This is a genomic window from Musicola paradisiaca NCPPB 2511 (genome assembly GCF_000400505.1).
Taxonomy (GTDB): domain Bacteria; phylum Pseudomonadota; class Gammaproteobacteria; order Enterobacterales; family Enterobacteriaceae; genus Musicola; species Musicola paradisiaca.
On record NZ_CM001857.1, the window covers coordinates 2,229,948 to 2,245,166 of the forward strand.

A 15,219-nucleotide genomic window follows, 5' to 3' on the forward strand; every position below is an offset into this window, starting at 1 on the left:
TGGAATGTCTTATATTTCTAAATTATCTTTATATGAAATCAATATCTCTTCATATGAAACGGAGATTCATATATGTCATTGCTTGATTTAAATAAAACTACTTTTCTCAGTCGTGAAAAAATTATTTCCCATAGACATTTTTCCCTCGCCACTGTCTGTTTCGGCTTAGTGATGACGTGTTTTTCCGGCACAGTGATGGCTAGCGTCGAGCCTTTATCTGTCAATGGGAATAAAATCTATGCGGGAGAGCAGGTTAAGAGTTTTGCAGGAAACAGTCTGTTCTGGAGCAATAACGGTTGGGGTGGTGAGAAATTCTATACCGCAGAAACTGTCGCCAGGCTGAAAAGCGAGTGGGGCGCCAGTATTGTCCGTGCAGCCATGGGCGTTCAGGAAAGCGGTGGTTATTTGCAGGATCCTTCTGGCAACAAGGCGAAAGTAGAAAAAGTAGTCGATGCTGCAATTGCCAACGATATGTATGTCATTATCGACTGGCATTCGCATCATGCAGAAGATAATCAAAATGAAGCCATTAGTTTCTTTCAGGAAATGGCGAAAAAATATGGCGATAAACCCAACATTATTTATGAAATTTATAATGAGCCGCTGCAAGTTTCGTGGGGGAATACCATAAAGCCTTATGCGGAAGCCGTTATTTCCGCTATTCGTGCTATTGACTCAGACAATTTGATCATCGTCGGGACACCGACCTGGTCGCAGGATGTCGATGAGGCTTCGCTGAACCCGATTAGCGGCACCAATATCGCTTATACATTGCACTTTTATGCGGGAACTCATGGCGAATCATTACGGAACAAAGCACTGAAGGCGCTGAATAATGGCATTGCGCTGTTTGTCACCGAGTGGGGCGCGGTCAACGCAGATGGTAACGGTGGTGTGAACGCCAGTTCGGTCGACACCTGGGTGACATTTATGCGCGATAACAACATCAGCAACGCCAACTGGGCGTTGAATGATAAAGATGAAGGGGCGTCGACATATTATCCCGACTCGCTGACCCTGACCGAGTCCGGCAAAAAGGTGAAGGAAATTATTCAGAACTGGCCTTATAACACCGGAACCAGTACCAGCAGTACCGCAACAGGGAGCTCTTCATCCGGGGATGCAGAGACATCCAGCAGCTCATGCAGTTCAGCGAGCGCCAGCACAAGTTCCAGCGATACCGGAACCTCGGCTTCGACCACAACCACAACTGCCGACAGTACGGCGACAACGGCAACTACGGTCAGTTGCAGTAATGTCAACGTTTACCCCAATTGGGTCAGTAAGGATTGGTCAGGCGGTGAATATACGCATAACAATGCAGGTGAACAGATGGTCTACCAGGGGACACTGTACAGCGCTAACTGGTACACCGCCTCGGTACCGGGCAGTGACGGTTCCTGGACGTTGGTCGGTACTTGTGGGTAATTGCTGAAACCAGAACGCAGGCAGCTATTGTTGCCGTTTGCTCAGAGAAATGCGGGGGTGGTTCCATACTGGCGCCTCCCCCGTTGTTTTTTAGACATCAACCTGACACATTATGCGCCAACAACACCATTGTTATTCTGAGTCGGCTCATTAACGGCGATCAGTTCTTCTCAAAAGCCCCCAAGTCTGGAGCGCTGCCCAGATAGCTGATTCCATCTACCTTGGTACCTGCGTTAATCAGCTTGGAGTCGGCCGACAGGCGAAATAAAGCATTTTCTTGCAAGGAACCGTCGCTGTCGCGAGCGACCGTGGCCAGCGTGGTATCCAGGCTGGCGAAATCGGACGACGTTGCAGCCGGCCCTGTATCCCAGGAGTTATATTTAGCATCAGCATTGCTAACGGTCACTGAACCAGACAGTGAGACATTGTTACGGAAATAGTGCTTCTGCCCGGAGGCAACATCATTGCCGAAACCATAGTTGATGCCGTTCTTGTACGAAACGTTGTTGACGACGGTTACACTACCCGTGTTGTTATTTTGGTCGAAGCCTTTACTGACGTTGCTGAAGGCGACCGACCTGGTAATGCGATGGTTTCCGGCCGCCTTGTTTCCTCCCAGTTTGAATCCGTTGCCGTTGCCGGCAAACGAGCTGTCACTCCAGAAGTCGATGCCATTACGAAATGCCCAGCTGTTTTCGATGACCACTTTTTCCGTGGTGTCATACAGATCGAAGCCGTCATCCGAGTTTTCCCACGCACGACAACCAACGAAACGGTTGCCTGGCCCTTGTTTCTGTTTGGGGCCAAAACCGTCCGCCATGCTGCCGTTTTTCTTGGGATCATAATTACGGTAGGCATCAGAGTTGAGAACTGTGTTGTAAGAGCCACCGTTGTTGATTTCAAGGCCGGTATTGCGGTTGTGGTGAAACGCAGTATTTTCAAACGTATTGTGGCTGCCAGTAACATAAGCCCCTTGATAACCGGCGCGTGTGACTTCAACCCCTTTGAAATACCAGTAGTTTCCCGTCACATAGAAGCCATAGGACGCCTGAACCCATTGATCGGCCGGGAAGGAGAAGTCAAACACGGCCTTGCCGCAGTTAGCCGCGACGACATAAATCGGCGAACCGCTACTGCCGGACTTACTGAACTTGATGGTATTCGCCTTGCTTGCCGTATAGGTCACAGTGTAGGTGCCGGGTTTCAATAAGATCATTTCGCCGGGATTAACCGCCGACAATGCGGCGGAGAAACTCATCGGCGCGCTGAAACTATTGCCGCTATTGCTGCTGCTACCTGTCGGCGACACGTAATAAACGCGGCTTGCTCCATCGATCCCGCTATTGGTATCGGAACTGCAATCCGCCGCAAATGCCACATTGCTGTTGACAAGCGCGAGCGCAGCCAAAGCCGTGGAGACGAAAAGGTGTCGTTTTTCCATTTCTTGCCTCATAACGTTAGAAAGTCGTATATCCCGTCTTCCTCAAAATGCATCTTTCATCTTGCATTACCGACAAAAAGAACCGGCTAAAGATTGAAATAGCAGAAGTATGGCTAACAGCCTGTGGCTGTGAATTACGTTGGAAAGGAGAAACCATTCCTTCGGTTATTGTTGTGAGCGGAGGGCGCTCTGCTCACGCTGCATCCTGCATATTGAGGTCAATCGACTCTATATGAACGCCATGAGGAATATATGCCGCATTGTCACAAAACGATGTTTCATTAAAAAATTAATTTAATTTCAATTTTATTGAAAAAATATAAAAATAATAATAAGTCAATTTATTATTGGTGATTTTTCTCTCTCCAGACGAAATATTTCACTCACTTTAAGCCAGAGCATCCAGTCAGGTTTGCACGGATCATTGATAATATATACTCATATCATATTGAATATATTAATTTTTATTTGAAATGAGTAAGGTTGGGTGTTTATTTTTGAATATTTTTTTCGATTTTTCAGCAATATTGTTATCGCTCATTCGTCTACTACATCAGAAGTCATGAACCGTTAATGTAATGAGGTAGAAATATGATGAGAGGTATTGGTATGTGTGGGCACCGTCGTGGATCTCGATTCGCGAAACCGTTGCTGATTGGGGCCGTGCTGTTTGTTCGGAAGCTGAGTGAGCGAGATGAAAGCCGAAATGGCGGGGGAGTCGCTGCTGATTTCAGCAATCAAAGCTTGTCAGTCTCGGCTGATGGCCTTCATCCGTGGCCGAACGGCGGTACGAGATGATGCCGATGACATTTTGCAGGAAGTTACCTATCAGTTAATGAAGGTGGAACAACCGGTGGAGAACGTCGCCGCCTGGTTGTTTCGTGCCGCACGTAATGAAATGATCGACCGCGCACGTAAAAAGCGGGAGTTGCCGTTATCTGGATATTTCGTCGAAGACGATGATGACGGGTATTTTCCGGAAGATGAACTGGCGGAAACGTTGTTTGGCGTACCGCAAACGCCGGAAGACGAGTATTTAAAAGCGTTGTTGTGGGACGAACTGGATACCGCTTTATCGGTGTTGCCATCCGCACAACGTGAAGTGTTCGAAAAAACCGAGTTGTAGGGCTACAGCTATAACGACTTGGCCGAAGAAACCGGTGTCAGCGTTCAGACGTTGTTGTCCCGCAAACACAAAGCGGTTCTTTACCTGAGAACCAGGCTGCGCAATGTCTATGATGCATTGACGGAGGATTAATACAGCTGCGATCCAGATCGCCGAGTGGGGGGATCTGGACTCGCCATAACCGAGGCGTTACGCTTGTCGATATGGGATTCGTTAATTTAACATAATATACATTATGCGAACCAATATCGAGTTTGGATAATTCTGGTGTTCCGACTGGATCAATCTTTTGGTCAGCGTCAATCCTTCATCCGGTGGTTGTTTTGCTGCCGTGGTGCATCTGGTGATAACTATCTCCTATCACTATTTGGCCGTATTCGATTTGCGCAAACGCCGGTCAATGCATAGGCTTATAGAGCAAAGTCTAATTATTCTCATCATAACTATCTGATTGATAAGTCTCTGTGGTTTTCTATCCGCCTTTCCTCCGGCAGTGTCCCGCAGGTTTTTATATCCATAAGCAGGAGAAAATATGCCTGGAATCACATCGGACTGGATGATTTTTACCGATCTCGACGGATCGTTGCTGGATCATCACTCGTATGACTGGTCGCCTGCTGCCGAATGGCTGGCTCGGTTAAAAGCGCACCATGTCCCGGTGGTGATGACCAGCAGCAAGACTGCTGCGGAACTCTGCCCGTTGCAGCAGAAATTGGGGTTGGATGGCGCGCCATTCATCGCGGAAAACGGCGCAGCAATTACCCTTCCAGCCGACTGGAATGATCACCCTGCTTTTCCGCAGCACGTTATGGCGACCGACTATCAGGCAATTTGCCGTTGTTTGCAGGAGTTGCGCGCCCACCACCGGTTTGCATTCACCGGATTTGCCGATATGGATGCCACGCAGGTGGCTCAGGCGACCGGTTTGAGCCAGCCGTTGGCGGCGTTGGCCCGGCAGCGGCTGGCTTCGGAGCCGCTAATTTGGCAAGACAGTGCCGAGGCCATGGCGGAGTTTGTCCGTTGTCTGGCGCATTATCAGCTCGCACTGACTGAAGGCGGCCGTTTCTGCCATGTGATGAGCCATTCGGTCAGTAAAGGTGCCGCCGTTCACTGGTTGCTGTCGCAGTACCGGCAGCGGGAAGAACGCCTTTTTTTCGTCATCGGTCTGGGCGATGGGCCTAACGATATTTCTTTACTGGAGGCAATGGATTACGCCGTCGTCATCCGTGGGTACGTGAGTGATAAAGTGACGTTGTCACCAGAGTTCCAGGGGCGTTATTACCGTACTCAACAGACTGGGCCCGCAGGGTGGCGCGAAGGTCTGGATCATATCGCGTTGTCAATATGACCAACGTGACTCTTGTTCTGCGTCAATGACGCGGATTTTTGTTAAGGGAGCGACTGCTATGAGTGAGTTTTATCAGGATGGCATCATCACCAATTTCCATAATCTTACCCACCGTAATGTCGAAGAACTGGAATATGACCTACAGGTTTTCTCTGGCCAGAACAGTATGGGGTTAATCCTCCCTTCCCTGTTCTCCGAATTGGAAGGGCCGGCGCTGGGAAAAATTATTGACGAACTGGCGCAGGTTCCCTATCTGGGGGAGATTGTGATTGGGCTTGACCGGGCTGACGCGGAACAGTTTTGCTTCGCCCACGAGTTTTTTTCCCGCCTGCCCCAGCGTCATCGGATTCTGTGGAATGACGGCCCACGGTTGACCAAACTCAGCCAAGAGCTTGTGGAACGGGAATTAGCGCCGATGGAGGCCGGGAAAGGGCGCAATGTATGGTTTTGCGTCGGTTATACACTGGCCTCCAGACGCACGTCCTGCATTGCATTGCACGATTGTGACATTGTCACTTATGACCGCAACCTGCTGGCGCGGCTGCTCTATCCCATCGCCAATCCGCACTTTCATTACGACTTTTGCAAAGGTTATTACGCCCGGGTCGCTGATGGAAAATTGAATGGCCGTGTTGGTCGTTTGCTGGTTTTCCCGTTGCTAAAATCGTTGCAAAACGTGTATGGCAATTCGGATTACCTGGAATATATGCGCAGTTTTCGCTATCCGCTGTCCGGCGAATTCGCCATGCGTAGCCACATCCTGCGTAACCTGCGTATTCCCAGCGATTGGGGGCTGGAGATAGGCGTCTTGTCGGAAATTCATCGCGGTACGGCGACCAGTCGTATCTGTCAGGTAGATATCGCCGATAACTACGACCATAAGCATCAGCCCATGTCCGAGTCTGACCCCACTTCCGGTTTGCAACGCATGGCGATGGATATCACCAAGGCGCTATATCGCAAACTGGCGATTCAGGGCGTTGGGATCACCGCCGATTCGTTTCGGGTGCTGCGAGCGACCTACTATCGCACGGCGCTGGATATGATCGATTCGTTTGAGCATGACGCCCGCATGAATGGCCTGCATTTTGACCGGCATACGGAAGAGTCTGCGGTGGAGCTGTTTGCCGATGTGATCACCCTGTCTGGACAGGTCTATAACGACAGTCCGGGGGATAAACCGTTTGTGCCAAGCTGGAACCGGGTGCAGTCGGCATTTCCTGATATTCTGGAGCGCCTTTATGAGGCAGTAGAAGCAGATAATCAGGAAATGAGCGGCGGGAGATAGCCTGACGAGGCTGAATACATCACATTTGAACGCACTGGGGGCGAGCGCTGGGGAATGCGCCCGCCCCTAACCGTTCGGTTCGCCGGTGTTAGCATGAAGCGACAATAAACGCCGTATCTACCGTAAACGATCCGTCGTCCTGAATGTCGTAATGACGTTTTACCGGGGCCGATGCGGCTTTCTGCAGGGCCTGAATGGCGACAACGAAAGCGTCCGGCGTGCGCATGCGTGCCACCCAGCTCTGAAATTCCAAAGGCAGACGGGCGGTGGTGAGCGATTTAATATTCAGTCCGGCTTCGGTGCAGAAGGTCAACCATTCTCCTGGGGCGTAATCACGCACATGGGACGTATCCCGCAGCATTTCCACGGTTTGCAGAAACACATCCAGCATCGGATACCCGGGTGAGACCACATCGATAAAGATTGCCTCGCCGCCGGGCTTGAGCACCCTCTTCACTTCCCGCAACGCGCGGGGGACATCCTGCCAATGGTGTGCGGAATACCGGCTGATGACCGCATCAAAACTTGCATCTGCGAACGGGAGCGATTCGGCAACCGCCTGGCGGGTAGTGACGGTCGTCAATTCGCGCTCTGCTGAGGTTTGAGCGACAACCTCCAGCATGCGGAGCGACAAATCGCAGGCGACAACCTGCGCGACCCGGCTGGCCAAGGTAAAACTGACATGACCGGCGCCGCATCCCAGATCCAGTACGTGTGCCTGAGGGGTATCGAGAAAACGCCGGGCCAGTTCGTTGAGGTCTTCGCCTTGTGCATGTACAGCGCTGGAGAGATAGGCCCGCGCCTGGTTGCCGAACTGTTGTTCAACGGCTTGTTGATGACTCTTACTCTTTTCCATCAGAGTTCCTTGTTTTGTTCAGGTGGGATGAAACGCTCAGCCGAAATCATACCGTCATCCGTCCGTCCAGACAGGGACTCAGCGTAACGTTATATTTCGAAAACAAAATAATCACATTTTGTTATTTTTTCTTCAGTAAACTTGTTCCTCCGCCAATGTGCCTTTAACCACGTTCGATCCGGAGCTAAGAGTATGCAACTTCATGAATTGATGAATCCACAGTATTCTGACCAGCCTTTTCTTCTCTATCGGAAACTCCATGCACTGGGGCCGCTGATCCAAGCCGGCGATCACGTCATGATCAGCGGCAGTCACGCCATCATTGAGGCGCTACTGAACGACCGCCGGGTCGGCAAAAACTATATGGAGAGCGTTCGGTTGCGTTTTGGTGATGACGTTGCTGAGCGACCGGTATTCAAGGGAATCAGCAAAATGTTTCTGGTCATGAATCCGCCGGAACATACCCGACTGAGGGGGCTGGTCATGAAGTCGTTCAGTAGCAAAGAAATCCAACTGATCAGGGATACCGCGATCATGACAGCTAATGTGCTGGTCGATACTTTCATTGCACGGGGACGCTGCGATCTGGCAAAGGAGTTTGCATTTCCTTTCCCGGCCCGCATTATCTGTCGGATGTTGGGCGTGCCGGAGTCAGACGCTCAGGCGTTTAGCAATGCGGCGTCTACCTTGGTAAAGGTCTTTGATCCGCAAATTACGGAGCAGGATTTGCTGAGTGCCGGGGAGGCATTCACCGCGTTGTACAACTATTTCAGCGCCCTTATCATGGACCGCCAAAAATACGCCGGTGATGACCTGGTGTCGCTTTTTCTGCGCAGTGAGAATAACGGCGACAGATTGCAGCATGATGAGATTATTGCCAACGTCATACTGCTGTTTATCGCTGGGCATGAAACCACCTCAAACATGATATGCAATGCGGTATTGGCTCTGCATGACAATCCGATGGAACTGGAACTGCTGCGACAGAACCGCGCCCTGATACCCGCCGCCGTGACGGAGTGCCTTCGGTACGATAGCTCCGTGCAGATGATCTATCGTATCGCTCAGGATGATATCGATGTGCAGGGCCATATCATCGCACAGGGAACCCGCTTTTTTCTGATCCTGGGCGCCGCCAATCATGATCCGGCGGTATTTTCCGCCCCGGATGTGTTGAATATCCGGCGACGGGAAGGACGCGCGCTGTCTTTTGGCGGCGGTATTCACCATTGTCTGGGCTACCGACTGGCGTTGGCGGAAATGGAGATCGCACTGGAAGTATTACTGACTCGCCTACCGGAAATGCGCCTGCTGAAGAGCGGTATGGAGCGCAACCATCGGGCAAACCTGCGCGGCGTGAGTGCGCTGCCTGTTATCTGGTGAACTGACGTCATATTTTGTTATTCCGAGGACGACACACGTATGGCTGGATCTTTCGCGTAAAGTAGCCCACAGTCATACCGGTCAGGACGCCTGCGCCGGCGGGTGTATTATCATCCTGATTGAAAAGGATAAGTAAAAAACCGCAGTCAGAGGAAAACACGCATGATCATTTTAGTCACTGGCGCCACCGCAGGATTTGGCGAGTCGATTACCCGGAAATTCATCAAGGCCGGACACCAGGTCGTCGCGACCGGGCGCCGTCAGGAACGTCTGGATTCATTGAAAGCGGAATTCGGTGAAGCGGTGCATGTGCTGCGTCTGGATGTCCGCGATCGCAAGGCGGTCGAACAGGCGATTGCCGCGCTGCCTGAGGCATGGCGCCATATTGATGTTTTGGTGAACAACGCCGGATTGGCGCTGGGCCTGGAGCCGGCTCATCGGGCTTCAGTCGATGATTGGGAAACCATGATCGATACCAATAACAAAGGGCTGGTGTATATGACCCACGCTGTATTGCCCAGCATGGTGGCGCGGAATATCGGCCATGTTATCAATATTGGCTCTACGGCGGGCAACTGGCCTTATGCCGGCGGTAATGTCTACGGTGCAAGCAAAGCGTTTGTCCGTCAGTTCAGTTTAGGATTGCGTACCGACCTGTTCGGCACCCAGGTACGGGTCACTAACATCGAACCGGGACTGGTAGGAGGCACTGAATTTTCAGCGGTGCGTTTCAAAGGTAATGAAGATAAAGTGCGCCAGACTTATGACAAAGCCAACCCGCTGACGCCGGACGACGTGGCGGAAGCCGTATTCTGGGTAGCGACGTTGCCCGCGCATGTGAATATCAATACGCTCGAAATGATGCCGGTCAACCAGACCTATGCCGGGTTGAAGGTTCATCGCGACGAATGATTTTCGACGCCGGTGGGTATTTCCCCCGGCGCTGATTACCTCTGCCGTCAACGCCCGCCAGGGCGTTTTTTGTCGCCCTCATTTGCCATACCTGATGTTTTACGTCGATGGATGTTTTACGTTGACGGATGTTTTACGTCGATGTTGGCGAGCAATCCTTATCGGGAACCGCGGCAGACACAGGCAGTGAATGCGGATTGGCATAAGGTTTCAGGCGCTTCAGCCCGGTGTGCGATCCGGCATGGTCATTAACCTCCCCCGTCCTGCCTAATGTGTGATGATATGCGGAATACATCAACTTGAAACATCTGTAAGCTTTAGGTAAAGGTTTCATAACGCTTTAATGATGCTATAGTTTTATGGCGTTTCCGGTATGTCTGGAATCGCGTCGTCATTCACACAATGTCCTCTGGGTGAACAATGCAGAAAACATCTCGTCACTTACTTTTTTCTCTGGCCGGTTTGCTGATGGCCGGCCTCTGGCAGCCCGCACAGGCAGCCACGCAACATGTGATTATCGAAAACGGCAACAGCGCCCTGTCCAAAGAAGCCGCACGGCAAAGTAGCGAGCAATGGAATGACACCCGCAATTTGCGTCGAAAGGTCAACAGCCGCGCCGAAAAAGAATTCGATAAAGTGGAACGTGCGATCGATGGCGAAGAAAAATGTAACGCCAGCAGCAACTTTAATGCGTACTGGGAAGCCAAAACCTCCCGCTGCCTTGACCGCCGAACCGGGCGCCCGGCGATGCCCTGATTATTGTTGTCCACCCGTTAACGTTTTTATTCTTCCAGCCTGACTTTCGTCAGGCTTATTTTTTGCAAACGCAAAAATCCCCCCCGATGGCAACACCTGCCGATGGGATGGGCGAGCATTGAGGGATGCCCGATGATGTTAAGGGAATAACGGTCTGCTGGCATGATGACAAAAAGATCCCGGAGAAGGCGAACGCTTGACTCCGGGAGCGGGTTTGGTTGCGTCATCGCTGTGACATGGCGCTTTATTGCATTAACGCGGACAGATCGATGTAGGACGATAAATCGCGTTGGCTGGCACGCGGCAGGTACGGCAACTCGCCCAGCTGCGGCGCCGGGATCTTTTTACGCAAGGCATGGATAATTTCAGCGTAATTGGCAAGCCCCGGGTTGATACGGTTAGCGACCCAGCCAGCCAGTGGTAGCCCGTCATTGATGACCGCTTGCGCCGTCAGCAACGCATGATTGATGCACCCCAGCTTAATGCCAACCACCAAAATCACCGGCAGTTGTTCCTGTATAACCCAATCGGAATAAGTACGCATATCATTCATCAGCGTCCGCCAACCGCCGCTGCCTTCCACGATCACCACGTCCGCCATTTCGCCAAGCTGGTTCAGGCCTTGCGTCATGGCGCTATAGCGGATTACCCCTTCGCTGGCGCTGATTTCATCTTCCATCAGCGCCACTGGATTTACCTGTTCGTAGGACAGCGTCAGTGACGACGCTTCTTGCAGAATCAACGCATCATTGTTACGCAGCCCTGCTTCCGTCTCCGTACAGCCTTTGCCGATGGGTTTATAACCCGCCACGGTTTTGCCGGCCTTCGTCAGCGCCTGTAATAACGCTTTGGATACAATCGTTTTACCAACGGCTGTATCGGTACCTGTAACAAAAATACGCTTTAACATGAAAATACCACTCCGGCAGGTCCCACCTGAAAAAATAACCTCAAACAAGCACATACTTACAAGGTTAAAAGTCTAGGCGATGCCCCTGGCGGGCAGCTTGCGTTAGCTCAATGTTTTGTCTGTCAGTCCACTACCCTTGCAGCAGTTTTATTAGCAATGAACCGTTGTAGAGCGCGTCTTTCACCAGCGCGGCACCGGGAATGGTTCCCTGATTGTAGAAATGCGTGGCGGTAACTTGAAGATTATGGCTATAGGCTGGCAACGCTTGCCGACGGATGCAGTCCATCATGGCGGGATACAGGATATCGGCGGCCTGATTCAGCGGGGAGCCGACCAGGATTTTTTCCGGGTTGAACAAATTAACCATGATGGCGGCGATACGTCCCACATTATTGCCGACGTCCATGATGATATCTCGGGCGAGCGGGTCGCCGTTTAGCGCGGCGGAACACAACGACTCGACGCTGAGCGGCGAACCGTGCAGCATCGAGCTCATGGACACGTTCAACCGCTGCTGCGCCAGCTCCAGCATGCTCTCGGTGCTGGCAACCGTTTCCAGACAGCCGTGATTACCGCAGTAACAACGTTTACCGTAAGGATCAACTTGCGTATGGCCGATCTCCACCAGATTACGGCTGCCGGCATGCAGAATGCGCCCATCAGTAATCACCCCGGCCCCGACATTGTGGTCGATCACCAGCTGAATAATATTACGGCATCCACGGGCGGCGCCGAACAGCGCCTCAGCCATCGTCCAGGCGCAGATATCGTGTTGCAGGTAAACCGGCACGCCAGTCCGTTCAGTCAACACCGGGCCGATAGCCATGTCTTCGATATTGTAAAACGGCATGCGATGAATGATGCCGGTGGTTGAATCCACCATGCCGGGGGATGTGATGGCGATGGCTGTCAGACGTTCCAGCTTTTTCTGGTGGCGAATAAAAAAGTGGTCAATTTCAGAGAGGAGCCGATCCAACAGCGATTCCGCATGTTGCGCCGGTAGCGGAACGTCATCCTCCACCACCAGTTTGCTGCTCAAATCACGGAGCGCCAGCGTCGCCCATTCGCGGCTGATGCGCACGGAAAGGTAGTGCCAGGCATCAGTATCCAGCACCAGGCCGATAGCGGGCCGGCCGCGACTGCCGATTTCCTGATATTCCGTTTCCTTTACCAGATGGGCATCCATCAGTTCGCGCACAATTTTCGTAATACTGGCCGGTGCAAGCTGCGCCTTCTTGGATAACTCAATGCGCGAGATGGGACCATATTCATCAATCAGCCGATACACGCCTCCTGCATTCATCTGTTTTATCTGATCGATGTGTCCGGGCTGACCACTGGCAATCACTCTGGCACGGCTCCTGGCGGTTATGCGTGACGTTATTTTTCACGCTGCAAAATAAAAAACTGTGGCTATGGTGTAGCTTTTGCCGGGGGCCGTCAAATATTTGATTCGATATGTGATTTAACGCACATATTTTTTGTTGCTGGTGCTCAGCATTAAGGCAATTAGCGTTTGTGCGGCCGAGGTCAACGGCCGATGCTGCGGTGTCACCAGCCACATTTCGCTAATGGCATCCTTTTCTTTCAGGGATAGATATTTCACGCCATCAACCCGAATACGACGGAATGACGCGGGCAACAATGACACCCCCAAGCCGGAGGAAACCAGACCGATAATGGTCATCGCCTCGCCCACCTCCTGCGTAATATAAGGTTTGATATCGTATTTTTTGAGCAGCGTCAGGATTTCGTCGTACAACGCGGTACCTACTTCGCGTGAGAAAAAGACAAAGGGCTCGTTGGCCAGTTGCTGGATGCTGATGCATTCCTCCGGCGATGACGCCAGCGGATGTTCTTCATGCACCACGGCAACCATCGGTTCATGCAATAACAGTTGGTGGTGCAACGCATCGGGCAGCGGATTATTGCGCATGACCCCCAGATCCAGCTTGCCGCTGAGCAGCGGTTCGATCTGCTGCTTGGTGTTGATCTCCAGCATCTGGATGTGAACATCAGGATAGGCCTGGCGAAAATGCAGCAAACTGCGCGACACTTTATTGACGAACGGCGCAGAGGATGTAAAACCGATACTGAGCTCGCCCAGTTCTCCCCGCTGGATGCGCGCCGCCCGCTCCGCCGCCTGATTGACCTGATTGATGATTCCCCAGGACTCTTTTAAAAATTGCTGGCCGGCCGGTGTAAGACGGACATTGCGGTTATTGCGCTCCAGCAGTCTGGCGCCCACCTGTTCTTCCAGTATTTGAATCTGTTGGCTTAACGGCGGTTGGGAAATATTGAGTTTTTCCGCCGCCCGACCGAAATGAAGTTCTTCGGCGACGGCAATGAAATAGCGTAAATGTCTGAGTTCGATATTCATATTTTAAAAGTATTAATGTCAATTATTAATATATTATACAAAACAATGACGGGATCCTATCATGCATTCACTGACGCTTTTGCCGTTGTTCCGGATAAGGATTTATTTTGAGTACCCCGCTGTCTTCGCATGGAATGTCCGCTTCTGTCATTGATGACATTCAATATCCACGTAAAACCTCTATTTCGACCTATAAAATTCCGTTCATCAGCCGCGGTACGCCCCAGTTCATTCGGGTGACGCTGGCGCTGTTTTCCGCCGGCCTGGCTACCTTTGCCCTTCTATACTGCGTTCAGCCGATTCTGCCGGTGTTGTCGCTGGCGTTTGATGTTTCTCCGGCGACCGGCAGCCTGTCCTTGTCGGTATCCACCATCACGATGGCGATCGGGCTGCTGTTTACCGGCCCCTTGTCCGATACCATCGGACGTAAAAACGTCATGGTGGTTTCGTTGCTGTTGGCGGCAATCTGTACGCTGATATGCAGCTTTATGACCAGCTGGCACGCCATCCTGGTGATGCGCGCCTTAACCGGCTTAGCGTTAAGCGGCGTTGCCGCGGTCGCGATGACGTATTTGAGCGAAGAAATTCACCCGAGCGTAGTGGCCTTTTCCATGGGGTTGTATATCAGCGGCAACTCGATTGGCGGTATGAGCGGTCGGTTGCTGACCGGGGTCATGACCGATTTTTTTGGCTGGCGTATAGCCATGGCGGCGATCGGTTTTATCGCCCTGGCCGCATCCATCACTTTTTGGCGAGCGTTGCCGGCGTCCCGCCATTTTCGCGCCGGCTCCCTGCGGCCGCGAACCTTGCTGATCAATGCCCGTTTGCACTGGCGGGATGCCGGTCTGCCCCTGCTGTTTGTGGAAGGTTTCCTGCTGATGGGGTCTTTTGTGACGCTGTTCAACTATATTAGCTACCGCCTGCTGGCTGAACCTTACCATCTGAGCCAAACCGTGGTCGGTATGCTGTCCGTGGTTTTTCTGACCGGTAGTTACGCCTCTCCTCGCGCGGGCGCGATGACTGTCCGTTTTGGTCGCGGGCCGGTACTCGTCGGTTTTACTGCGCTTATGTTGTTGGGATTGCTTGTGACGATGTGCGACTCGTTGATTGCGGTCTTCTTCGGCATGATGTTGTTCACGGCTGGCTTCTTTGCCTCCCATTCGGTGGCGAGCAGCTGGATTGGGCTGCGTGCGCAACGCGCCAAAGGTCAGGCCGCCTCCATGTACCTGTTTTTCTACTATCTGGGTTCCAGCCTGGCGGGAACAACCGGCGGATTCTTTTGGTATCACTACGGCTGGAATGGTGTCGTCGTGTTCTTATCCCTGCTGCTGTTCATGGCCGTACTCATCGGTTTCAAACTTAATGCGTTGACTCACAAATAACCCCATTAC

12 protein-coding genes and 1 pseudogene are annotated in these 15,219 nt (G+C 52.0%); 8 read left to right on the forward strand and 5 right to left on the reverse strand.

Annotated features, from left to right (window positions below; genetic code table 11):
- Positions 1-72: 72 nt before the first annotated feature.
- The gene (locus DPA2511_RS09740; protein ID WP_012765495.1) at positions 73-1,428 is read left to right on the forward strand and encodes a cellulase family glycosylhydrolase; all 1,356 of its coding nucleotides are present in this window, start codon (positions 73-75) and stop codon (positions 1,426-1,428) included.
- 160 nt (positions 1,429-1,588) lie between these two features.
- On the opposite strand, the gene DPA2511_RS09745 is transcribed toward DPA2511_RS09740, so the two are convergent.
- The gene (locus DPA2511_RS09745; RefSeq protein ID WP_012765496.1) at positions 1,589-2,869 is read right to left on the reverse strand and encodes a right-handed parallel beta-helix repeat-containing protein; all 1,281 of its coding nucleotides are present in this window, start codon (positions 2,867-2,869) and stop codon (positions 1,589-1,591) included.
- Positions 2,870-3,563: 694 nt separating this feature from the next.
- Between DPA2511_RS09745 and DPA2511_RS21510 the strand changes: the two are divergent.
- From DPA2511_RS21510 to DPA2511_RS09760, 3 genes and pseudogenes are all read left to right on the forward strand, one after another.
- Positions 3,564-4,127: pseudogene (locus DPA2511_RS21510) on the forward strand (RNA polymerase sigma factor).
- Between the two features lie 400 nt (positions 4,128-4,527).
- A complete protein-coding gene (locus DPA2511_RS09755) occupies positions 4,528-5,343 on the forward strand; it encodes a mannosyl-3-phosphoglycerate phosphatase-related protein (protein ID WP_012765497.1) in 816 nt (271 codons plus the stop codon).
- Between the two features lie 58 nt (positions 5,344-5,401).
- A complete protein-coding gene (locus tag DPA2511_RS09760; protein ID WP_012765498.1) occupies positions 5,402-6,631 on the forward strand; it encodes a glycosyltransferase family protein in 1,230 nt (409 codons plus the stop codon).
- 88 nt (positions 6,632-6,719) lie between these two features.
- Here the strand turns inward: DPA2511_RS09760 and DPA2511_RS09765 are convergent, their stop codons facing one another.
- Positions 6,720-7,487 (reverse strand): class I SAM-dependent methyltransferase, encoded by a 768-nt coding sequence (locus DPA2511_RS09765; RefSeq protein WP_012765499.1) that lies wholly within the window; start codon positions 7,485-7,487, stop codon positions 6,720-6,722.
- A 192-nt stretch (positions 7,488-7,679) separates the two neighbouring features.
- On the opposite strand from DPA2511_RS09765, the gene DPA2511_RS09770 reads away from it, so the two are divergent.
- From DPA2511_RS09770 to DPA2511_RS09780, 3 genes are all read left to right on the forward strand, one after another.
- On the forward strand, positions 7,680-8,870 hold the full coding sequence (locus tag DPA2511_RS09770) for a cytochrome P450 (RefSeq protein ID WP_012765500.1): 1,191 nt from the start codon (positions 7,680-7,682) through the stop codon (positions 8,868-8,870).
- A 162-nt stretch (positions 8,871-9,032) separates the two neighbouring features.
- On the forward strand, positions 9,033-9,782 hold the full coding sequence (ydfG, locus tag DPA2511_RS09775; RefSeq protein WP_012765501.1) for a bifunctional NADP-dependent 3-hydroxy acid dehydrogenase/3-hydroxypropionate dehydrogenase YdfG: 750 nt from the start codon (positions 9,033-9,035) through the stop codon (positions 9,780-9,782).
- Between the two features lie 420 nt (positions 9,783-10,202).
- Positions 10,203-10,538, forward strand: a complete 336-nt coding sequence (locus DPA2511_RS09780; protein WP_012765502.1) for a DUF1283 family protein — start codon at positions 10,203-10,205, stop codon at positions 10,536-10,538.
- Between the two features lie 244 nt (positions 10,539-10,782).
- Here DPA2511_RS09780 and bioD read toward each other — a convergent pair whose 3' ends face one another.
- The 3 genes from bioD to DPA2511_RS09795 all read right to left on the reverse strand — a co-directional run bounded on the left by bioD (position 10,783) and on the right by DPA2511_RS09795 (position 13,828).
- Positions 10,783-11,448 (reverse strand): dethiobiotin synthase, encoded by a 666-nt coding sequence (gene bioD, locus DPA2511_RS09785; protein ID WP_012765503.1) that lies wholly within the window; start codon positions 11,446-11,448, stop codon positions 10,783-10,785.
- A 130-nt stretch (positions 11,449-11,578) separates the two neighbouring features.
- The gene (mlc, locus tag DPA2511_RS09790) at positions 11,579-12,796 is read right to left on the reverse strand and encodes a sugar metabolism global transcriptional regulator Mlc (protein WP_012765504.1); all 1,218 of its coding nucleotides are present in this window, start codon (positions 12,794-12,796) and stop codon (positions 11,579-11,581) included.
- A 117-nt stretch (positions 12,797-12,913) separates the two neighbouring features.
- Positions 12,914-13,828, reverse strand: coding sequence for a LysR family transcriptional regulator (locus DPA2511_RS09795; protein WP_012765505.1), 915 nt, complete (start codon positions 13,826-13,828; stop codon positions 12,914-12,916).
- Positions 13,829-13,962: 134 nt separating this feature from the next.
- Between DPA2511_RS09795 and DPA2511_RS09800 the strand changes: the two genes are divergently transcribed.
- Complete coding sequence (locus DPA2511_RS09800; RefSeq protein ID WP_035049644.1) at positions 13,963-15,210, forward strand: MFS transporter; 1,248 nt, start codon at positions 13,963-13,965, stop codon at positions 15,208-15,210.
- The last annotated feature ends 9 nt before the right edge of the window (positions 15,211-15,219 follow it).

Excerpts from the sequence above, each read along its gene's own strand:
- DPA2511_RS09740 (WP_012765495.1), top strand. The coding sequence starts at position 73 with ATGTCATTGCTTGATTTAAATAAAACTACTTTTCTCAGTCGTGAAAAA.
- DPA2511_RS09765 (WP_012765499.1), bottom strand. The coding sequence starts at position 7,487 with ATGGAAAAGAGTAAGAGTCATCAACAAGCCGTTGAACAACAGTTCGGC.
- bioD (WP_012765503.1), bottom strand. The coding sequence starts at position 11,448 with ATGTTAAAGCGTATTTTTGTTACAGGTACCGATACAGCCGTTGGTAAA.
- DPA2511_RS09780 (WP_012765502.1), top strand. The coding sequence starts at position 10,203 with ATGCAGAAAACATCTCGTCACTTACTTTTTTCTCTGGCCGGTTTGCTG.
- DPA2511_RS09760 (WP_012765498.1), top strand. The coding sequence starts at position 5,402 with ATGAGTGAGTTTTATCAGGATGGCATCATCACCAATTTCCATAATCTT.
- DPA2511_RS09770 (WP_012765500.1), top strand. The coding sequence starts at position 7,680 with ATGCAACTTCATGAATTGATGAATCCACAGTATTCTGACCAGCCTTTT.
- DPA2511_RS09800 (WP_035049644.1), top strand. The coding sequence starts at position 13,963 with ATGTCCGCTTCTGTCATTGATGACATTCAATATCCACGTAAAACCTCT.
- DPA2511_RS09745 (WP_012765496.1), bottom strand. The coding sequence starts at position 2,869 with ATGGAAAAACGACACCTTTTCGTCTCCACGGCTTTGGCTGCGCTCGCG.
- DPA2511_RS09755 (WP_012765497.1), top strand. The coding sequence starts at position 4,528 with ATGCCTGGAATCACATCGGACTGGATGATTTTTACCGATCTCGACGGA.
- ydfG (WP_012765501.1), top strand. The coding sequence starts at position 9,033 with ATGATCATTTTAGTCACTGGCGCCACCGCAGGATTTGGCGAGTCGATT.
- DPA2511_RS09795 (WP_012765505.1), bottom strand. The coding sequence starts at position 13,828 with ATGAATATCGAACTCAGACATTTACGCTATTTCATTGCCGTCGCCGAA.